Raw genomic sequence first — 6145 nt, 5'->3', positions numbered from 1 at the left:
TATCGAGTGGGCGTTGCGTCCGACTTCGGCGACCTCCCGGTTGAGCCGTTGGACCCGGCGCAGGACCCACAGCTCCAGGGCCAGGTAGCCGACCAGGAAAGCGCCCAGCGCGACCAGCAGGGAGGCGCCGAGGAAGAAGTTGATGGCCTTCTCGCCCTGGATGTAGAGCAGGCGTCTCTTGGTGATGTCGAAACGCAGCTGCGGCTCGCCGCTGGAACTCAGGTACTGCACCGAGACCTGCTGGACATGTTCGCCGATGAACCGCCGTGGGCTGAGCAGGGCCTGGTTGTGGGTACTGCCGCTGCGGCTGCGCAGCGGCTTCCAGGTGGAGTCGGTGGCGATGTTGGGCATCGGTTGCAGGTCGGCCTGCATCTGTTCGCGGAGGTTGGCCAGGCGTTCCCGGTCGAGGAAGTAGCCGGCGAGGATCGCGCCCTTCGCCGGCGCGCTACCCTGGTTGTTGCTGATAGGCACGCTGACCAGCAGGGTCGGCAGGTTGTCGACCAGCAGCAACTCGCTCAGGCTGTGGTCGGTGCGTCCGCGAAAGTCCAGCGCGCCGAGGCGGATGGCGCGTTGCTGCAGTGCCTCGAGCAGGGCCTGGTCGCTCGCCGAGGGGGCGCCGAAGAGCACGCGCTGGTCGGGCGCGGGCGGGGACCACTGCTTCAGTTGCAGGTGACCCCGGTCGTCGAGGAACAGGACGAAGTCGAATCCCAGGTCGTCGAGCATCTCGTGGTCGAGGTTTTCCTGTTCGAAGGTCTCGTTGGGGCGCTGGATGAAGTCGTAGCTGGCATCCCACCAGGCGTAGGTGCGAACGATGTCCAGGTGGCGCTTCAACTCGAAGTCCAGCCGGTTGTGCAGGACGGTGGCGCCCTCTTGCAGGCGTTGCTGGTCCTCTCGGTCGAAACGGCTCAGCAGGATGCTTTCCGACAAGAGCCAGATACCGCCGAGACTGGCGGCCAGCAACGGCAGGAACAGCCAGAGCAGGCGTGTGCGTAGGGGCATGCGGTGAGGACGGGTAATGGACGACAGCATGAGTCTAGCCGCAGGTTGAGAGCATAGGCGGACTCTATCGTGCGAATTGAAATTCGACATTTCAATGTATCGTCGTGGCTGGGTAACCTGCGCTGCATATTCTTCCGGGAGCCTGGCGTCGCCAGGCGCAACCCAACCTTCTAGGAGCCTCGACGATGAGCGTACTGGTCAACAAGCAAGCCCCCGACTTCACTGCCGCCGCGGTCCTCGGCGACGGTTCCATCGTCGATGCGTTCCAGCTTTCCAGCCTGCGCGGCAAGTACGTCGTGCTGTTCTTCTGGCCGCTCGACTTCACTTTCGTCTGCCCCTCGGAAATCATCGCCCACAACAACCGCATGGATAAGTTCCGCGAGCTGGGCGTCGAGGTGGTCGGTGTCTCCATCGACTCGCAGTTCACCCATCACGCCTGGCGCAGCACGCCGGTGGAGAAGGGCGGCATCGGCGCAGTCGAGTTCACCATGGTCGCCGACGTCAAGCACGAGATCACCCGCGCCTACGGCATCGAGCACGAGGACGGCGTGGCCTTGCGTGCTTCGTTCCTGATCGACCGCGCCGGGGTGGTCCAGCACCAGGTGGTGAACAACCTGCCGCTGGGGCGCGAGGTGGACGAGATGGTGCGTCTGGTCGAGGCCCTGCAGTTCACCGAGGAACACGGCGAGGTCTGCCCGGCCGGCTGGCGCAAGGGCCAGAAAGGCATGAAGGCGAGCGCCGAGGGCGTGGCCTCGTACCTGGCCGAGAACGCCGAGGCTCTGTGATCCCGATGGCGGGCGCGAAGTGTGCCCGACCGACCTTTTTCCGGGGCGACCGCTCCTTCCAAGCCTTCCCCATGTGCTTTGGTGGCCCCGTTTTTATTCGCGCCGACGCTGATGTCGGCAGGAGTCCGACGAGATGCCCGATACCCTCCGCCACGCCCGAGTGATCATTCTCGGTTCCGGTCCCGCCGGTTACAGCGCGGCTGTCTACGCCGCGCGCGCCAACCTCAAGCCGCTGCTGATCACCGGCATGCAGGCCGGCGGCCAGTTGACCACCACCACCGAGGTCGACAACTGGCCGGGCGATCCCCACGGCCTGACCGGCCCGGCACTGATGCAGCGGATGCAGGAGCACGCCGAGCGCTTCGAGACCGAGATCGTCTTCGACCACATCCATGCCGTGGACCTGGCCGGCAAGCCGTTCACCCTGCGCGGCGACAATGGCACCTACACCTGCGACGCACTGATCGTCGCCACCGGTGCCAGCGCGCGCTACCTGGGGTTGCCGTCGGAGCAGGCGTTCATGGGCAAGGGCGTGTCGGCCTGCGCCACCTGCGACGGTTTCTTCTACCGCAACCGCGAAGTGGCGGTGATCGGCGGCGGCAATACCGCTGTCGAAGAGGCCCTGTACCTGGCCAACATCGCCAGCCGGGTGACCCTGGTGCATCGTCGCGAGACCTTCCGCGCCGAGAAGATCCTCCAGGACAAGCTGCAGGCGCGGGTCGCCGAAGGCAAGATAGTGCTCAAGCTCAACGCCGAGGTCGATGAGGTGCTTGGCGACACGATGGGCGTCACCGGAGTGCGCCTGAAGACCCGCGATGGTGGCAGCGAGGAGATCGCCGTGGATGGCATGTTCGTCGCCATCGGCCATACTCCCAATACCTCGCTGTTCGAAGGGCAACTGGCCCTGAAGGACGGCTACCTGGTGGTCAACGGCGGGCGCGAAGGCAACGCCACCGCGACCAACGTACCGGGTGTGTTCGCCGCCGGCGACGTGGCCGACCACGTCTACCGCCAGGCGATCACCTCGGCCGGCGCCGGCTGCATGGCCGCGCTGGATGTGGAGCGCTATCTCGATTCGCTCTGATGAGAAGACAGCCCTGAGTGCTGCGTGCAAGGAAGGCCCCGCTTCGGCGGGGCTTTTCTTTGTCCGTTCGGAAAGCCGCGGGCAGTGGGTCGTCCGGTTACGCATCCGCCGACGGCGGACATCGGGGCCGAGCGGCGTACCGGCAGAACACGACTTAAGGACGGCGGACTGCGAATAGAGCAATTGCTCTAGCCGGCCTAGAATCCAGACGCTTCATCCTTCCCACGACAAGACAATAGAAGGAGCGTCATCCATGTTTCTCAGCCCTAGCGCGATCTGCCTGCTCGGCCTGATCGCCTGGACCCTGTTGCTGGTCTTCCTGCTGGTCAGCCAGCGCGGCCTGCTGGTACTCGGCGGGCGGATGGCGGTGAACGCCTTCGCCGCCGATGGCAGCAACACGCCTGGCGGTTTCGGCCAGCGGCTGGTGCGAGTCCATGCCAACTGCGTGGAGAACCTGCCGCTGCTGGCCGGCGCGCTGCTCTACGCGATCGCCAGCGGGCAGAGCAGCCTGACCGACCCGTTGGCGCCACTGGTGCTCGGCGCCCGGCTGTTCCAGTCGCTGATGCACCTGGTCAGCACCTCCGCGCTGTTCGTCTGGCTGCGTTTCGCCGGCTTCTTCGTGCAGTTGCTGGTACTCGCCTGGTGGCTGCTGCTCCTCGCGGGGCTGGCCTAGCGGCGCCGGCTCAGTCGCCGGCGGCCAGTTGCTCGGCGAATACCTCGCGGTCGACGTTCGCTCCGCTGAGGATCAGGCCTACCTTCAGCCCCTTCAGGCGCTCGCGCTCCTGCCAGGCGGCGGCCAGCGCCGCCACCCCGGCGCCCTCGGCGACGTTGTGGGTGCTGGTGAAGCACAGGCGCATGGCCGCGCCGATCTCCCTGTCGCTGACCCGCACCAGGCGATCGGCGCCGGCCAGGATCATTTCCAGCGCGCTCGGGTCCGGCGTACTGCACGCCATGCCGTCGGCCAGGCGGGTGTCGACCGGGTGGCTGATCGCCGTGCCGGCCTCGAACGACAGGGCGTAGGCCGGCGCATGGGCGGACACCACGCCGACGATGCGGGTCTTCAGGCCCAGCGCGTCGCGCGCGGCGATCAGGCCGCAGATGCCCGAACCCATACCGATCGGCACGTAGACTTCGTCAAGGTCGGCCAGCGCGGCGAACAACTCCAGGCTGTAGCTGGCGACCCCGGCCACCAGCCAGGGATGGAACGCCGGAATCAGGTGCAGGCCTTCGTGCCGGGCGCGCTCGGCGGCGTATTCGCGGGAGGCCTGGAAGTCCTCGCCATGCTCGATCAGCTCCGCGCCGAGGCTGCGCATCGCCGCGTTCTTCTCGCGGCTGTTGCCGTGCGGCACGACGATGATCGGCTGGATGCCGTAGCGGCTCGCCGAGAAGGCCACCGACTGGCCGTGGTTGCCGCGGGTGGCGCTGATCACGCCGGCCGGCCGCTCACCCTGGTGCGCCAGGTGGTGGAAATACACCAGGCCGCCGCGCAGCTTGAAGGCCCCCACCGGCAGGTGGTTCTCGTGCTTCATCCACACTTCGCAACCCAGTGCCTCGCATAGCAGTGGCCAGCGTATCTGCGGCGTCGGCGGCAGGCTCTGGTGGACGATGGCGGCGGCTTGTTGGAGGGAGGCGAGAGAAAAAGGCATGCGTGGTTTCCCCGTGCTGGTGGTCGGACCAGCCTAGGGAGCGCACGGCAGATTGAACAGGCACACGTAGCCAGGGTTTCGCCGGGGGACTGTACCGTTGCGCGGATTCGCCGTCTCGCGGCGGGTGCCTGGCGGCGAAAACGACTGCCGCCCGGAGCGGGCGGCAGTCGAGGGCGTTACAGCAGGGTCCAGGCGTCCTGCCAGGCCATGCCCTTGCCCGGGGCGTAGTAGAGGTCCCAGCCCTTGCACCAGCCGGAGTTCGGGTAGGGCTTGCACTGGTAGCGCTTGCCATCGGCACCGCGCACTACGGTCCCGGCGTCGTATTGCTGCAGGCCTTGCGGATAGTCGAAGTCGACCTTGCCGTCGCCGCCCGGCTGCTCGCCGCCGCCCTCGACCGGCAGTTCGATGTCGACCTGGAAGCGGTAGCCGGCCTGGCGCACGTAGACCTGGTTGTCCTGCGAGCTGGCCACCGGGCTGACCGCCCCGTAGGCATCCAGCACGCCGACGTTGACCAGGGTGGAGTCCTGGTTGACCTTCTGCGCCAGCGCCAGCGGCCATTGCTTGGCACCGTTGTTGCCCTGGGCCAGGGTCAGGCTGTGACGCTGGGCGTCGCGGCCCTGGGCATCGAACAGGCGCAGGGTGACGGTGGCACCGGCCGGCAGGTCCTGCTGCGCGCGCAGGTTGCCCAGCGCTTGCCAGGGGTTGGCGACGGCGCCGCTGAAGCTCACGTCGATGCAGGCGTAGAAGGCTTCCGGGCTGTCCGAGCGCTGCCAGACGTTATAGATCACATGCTTGCCGGTCTTGCCCTGGGGCAGCGGGCAGTTCATCCGGTAGGTGCCGTTCTCCAGCTTGACGCTGGTGATCGAGCAGAACGGCGCGGGTTCCAGGTCGCTCCAGGCCAGCGGCTTCTCGGGGTTGTAGCCGTCCTTGGTGATGTAGAAGTCGAAGTAGCGGGTGGCGTGCGGCGCGCTGGCCTTGTAGACGAACTGGAAGTTGCCGCTGGCGTCCGGCGCGATGGCAGTGCTGGGCCAGTCGCTGCGAGCCAGGTTCAGGCCCTTGAACAGTGCCTTGCCGGCGCCGCAGAGCTGGCCGTCGGGGACCACCGCCTGGTGGTTGCCGTTGGCGTTGCCCTGGTTGACGCCATTCCAGTCGTACAGCGCCTGGGTGCCGCCGGCGGCGACGGCGGCCTTGCAGGCGGCCGACTTGGGATTCTCCGGACCTTCGAGGAAGCAGCCGTAGACCCGACTGGGCGGCGTTTCCATCGAGCCGTGGGCATGGGCTGCCTGGGGCAGGAACAGGGCGAGGGTGAGTGGCAGGAGTGCCAGGGTGGCTGAGTAGTGTTTCATGACAAGTCCTTTTTTCCAGAACCGGATTCATTTCGAAGCGGGCTGATCCTAGCCCTCGGTGCCGGTTTGAGGTCCCTACCAAATGTGACGGGCCGGTCAGATTCGCTACCCATTCCTGATGGATGTCGCGGAATGCAAAGCGGTCGGCACCCGCACTGTGAGCCGGTAGAGGCAGGCAAAGGGCCGCCATGGGGGCGGGGAAGGGAAGCCGGCGGGAAGGTGGCGCACCTGTCAGAACGATCAGTGTCCGCGCCCGGCCGCAGCCGGGCGCGGACACTGATCGTT

Annotated in this window: 6 protein-coding genes; 3 read left to right on the top strand and 3 right to left on the bottom strand. The window is 66.8% G+C overall.

The window, feature by feature from the left end; translation table 11 throughout:
- Positions 1 to 999 (bottom strand): CHASE4 domain-containing protein (locus FFS27_RS26780; protein WP_335926977.1); only part of this gene is annotated, 999 nt, incomplete at its 3' end.
- Positions 1000 to 1184: 185 nt separating this feature from the next.
- Between FFS27_RS26780 and FFS27_RS26775 the strand changes: the two genes are divergently transcribed.
- The 3 genes from FFS27_RS26775 (at position 1185) to FFS27_RS26765 (ending at position 3541) form a co-directional block, all read left to right on the top strand.
- A complete protein-coding gene (locus FFS27_RS26775; RefSeq protein ID WP_003085842.1) occupies positions 1185 to 1784 on the top strand; it encodes a peroxiredoxin in 600 nt (199 codons plus the stop codon).
- A gap of 133 nt (positions 1785 to 1917) precedes the next feature.
- On the top strand, positions 1918 to 2868 hold the full coding sequence (gene trxB, locus FFS27_RS26770) for a thioredoxin-disulfide reductase (protein ID WP_003114229.1): 951 nt from the start codon (positions 1918 to 1920) through the stop codon (positions 2866 to 2868).
- Positions 2869 to 3121: 253 nt separating this feature from the next.
- Complete coding sequence (locus tag FFS27_RS26765; protein ID WP_003085846.1) at positions 3122 to 3541, top strand: MAPEG family protein; 420 nt, start codon at positions 3122 to 3124, stop codon at positions 3539 to 3541.
- Between the two features lie 10 nt (positions 3542 to 3551).
- Here FFS27_RS26765 and FFS27_RS26760 read toward each other — a convergent pair whose 3' ends face one another.
- Both FFS27_RS26760 and cbpD read right to left on the bottom strand, forming a co-directional pair.
- The gene (locus tag FFS27_RS26760) at positions 3552 to 4514 is read right to left on the bottom strand and encodes a threonine dehydratase (RefSeq protein ID WP_003140849.1); all 963 of its coding nucleotides are present in this window, start codon (positions 4512 to 4514) and stop codon (positions 3552 to 3554) included.
- 176 nt (positions 4515 to 4690) lie between these two features.
- A complete protein-coding gene (gene cbpD, locus FFS27_RS26755) occupies positions 4691 to 5860 on the bottom strand; it encodes a chitin-binding protein CbpD (protein WP_003109418.1) in 1170 nt (389 codons plus the stop codon).
- Positions 5861 to 6145 lie beyond the last annotated feature (285 nt).

Source organism: Pseudomonas sp. 2VD (assembly GCF_005503585.1).
Classification (GTDB): domain Bacteria; phylum Pseudomonadota; class Gammaproteobacteria; order Pseudomonadales; family Pseudomonadaceae; genus Pseudomonas; species Pseudomonas aeruginosa.
This window is presented reverse-complemented; position numbering and strand designations above follow the sequence as displayed.

Coding starts and splice junctions, on each gene's coding strand:
- FFS27_RS26760 (WP_003140849.1), bottom strand. CDS start 4,514: ATGCCTTTTTCTCTCGCCTCCCTCCAACAAGCCGCCGCCATCGTCCAC.
- FFS27_RS26775 (WP_003085842.1), top strand. CDS start 1,185: ATGAGCGTACTGGTCAACAAGCAAGCCCCCGACTTCACTGCCGCCGCG.
- trxB (WP_003114229.1), top strand. CDS start 1,918: ATGCCCGATACCCTCCGCCACGCCCGAGTGATCATTCTCGGTTCCGGT.
- FFS27_RS26765 (WP_003085846.1), top strand. CDS start 3,122: ATGTTTCTCAGCCCTAGCGCGATCTGCCTGCTCGGCCTGATCGCCTGG.
- cbpD (WP_003109418.1), bottom strand. CDS start 5,860: ATGAAACACTACTCAGCCACCCTGGCACTCCTGCCACTCACCCTCGCC.